This is a genomic window from Sphingomonas sp. CCH9-F2, from assembly GCF_001556735.1.
GTDB classification, from domain to species: domain Bacteria; phylum Pseudomonadota; class Alphaproteobacteria; order Sphingomonadales; family Sphingomonadaceae; genus Sphingomonas; species Sphingomonas ginsenosidimutans.
In genome coordinates this window covers 1-1477 of record NZ_LSJO01000257.1, presented here as the reverse complement: position 1 = coordinate 1477, position 1477 = coordinate 1, and the positions used below count along the sequence as shown (strand labels likewise).

General features: G+C 70.0%; 1 protein-coding gene. It reads left to right on the top strand.

Features of this window, described 5'->3' with window-relative positions:
* Window positions 1-1477, top strand: a 1477-nt coding sequence (locus AX685_RS07650; protein ID WP_156445719.1) for a polysaccharide deacetylase family protein, incomplete at both ends; no start/stop codon positions are given.

The following is a 1477-nucleotide window of genomic DNA, read 5'->3' as shown; positions in this document are numbered from 1 at the left end:
GGCGGTCACCGTCCCCGCCGAGGATGAGGCATGGCCGCTGGCCGCGTTCGGGCAGGTCGCCGACCGCGTGATCTTCATGGCCTATGACCAGCATTGGGAGGGCGGCACCCCCGGCCCGATCGCCGCGCAGGACTGGTTCGTGACGCAGGTGGAGGCCGCGCTGCGCGTGATCCCGCGCGACAAACTGGTCGTGGCGCTGGGCAGCTACGCCTATGACTGGCACGGCGACGATACCGACGCGCTGTCGATCGAGGAAGCGTGGCTGGCCGCGCACGACAGCCAGGCGCCGATCACCTTCGATCCGGGCAGCGGCAACCCCACCTTCGCCTATGAGGAGGACGGCCAGCATCACGCGATATGGATGATGGACGCGGCGACCAGCTGGAACCAGCTGCGCGCGCTCAAGAAACTGGGGATCGACGATGTCGCGCTGTGGCGGCTGGGCAGCGAGGATCCCGGCTTCTGGGCGGACCTGACCGCGTTCCGCACCGGCGGCACGCCGGACCTGCGCCACATCGCCTCGCTGCTCAATACCGACGTGTCGGGCACGGGCGAGATCCTGCGCATCACCGCCACGCCCACCGACGGGCAGCGCGTGCTGACCGCCGATGCCGACGGGATCGTGCGCGACGAACGCTACGTCACCTTGCCCACCCCCTATGTCGTCCAGCGCACGGGCGGCGCCAATCCCAAGCTGCTGGCGCTGACGTTCGACGACGGGCCGGACGCGACCTGGACGCCGCGCATCCTGGACGTGCTCGAGCGCGCGCACGTGCCGGGCACCTTCTTCGTCATCGGCAGCAACGCGCTGCAGCACCCCGCGCTGCTCAACCGCATCATCGCGGGCGGCGGTGAGATCGGGAACCACAGCTACACCCATCCCAATATGGCGACGCTGGGCCCCAACGAGACGATGCTGGAGCTGAACGCGACGCAGCGGTTGGTGCAGGCCTATACCGGGCGCGAGATGCGGTTGTTCCGCGCGCCCTATTTCGGTGACGCGGAACCGACCACCGCCGACGAACTGGGGCCGGCGCTGGCCGCGCAGCAGGCGGGCTATACCGTCGTCGGGCTGCACGTCGATCCCAACGACTGGCAGCGCCCCGGCGCCGATTCGATCTACCAGCAGGTGATCGACCAGGTCCATGCCGGCACCGCCGAGAATTCCGCCAACATCATCCTGCTGCACGACGGCGGCGGCGACCGGTCGGAAACGGTGGCGGCGCTGCCGCGGATCATCGCGACGCTGCGCGCGGAGGGCTACAGGTTCGTCCCCGCCTCCGGGCTGATCGGCGTCACCCCGGCGCAGGCGATGCCGCCGGTCCCCGACCACGATCTGTGGGCGGTGCGCACCGACGTGGCGGTGTTCGTCGCGCTGGCGGCGATCACCGCGACGGTATCGTGGCTGTTCTACCTGGCGATCTCGCTGGGCATCGCGCGCGCCGTGATGATGGCGGGGCTGGCGTGGATCCAGGCG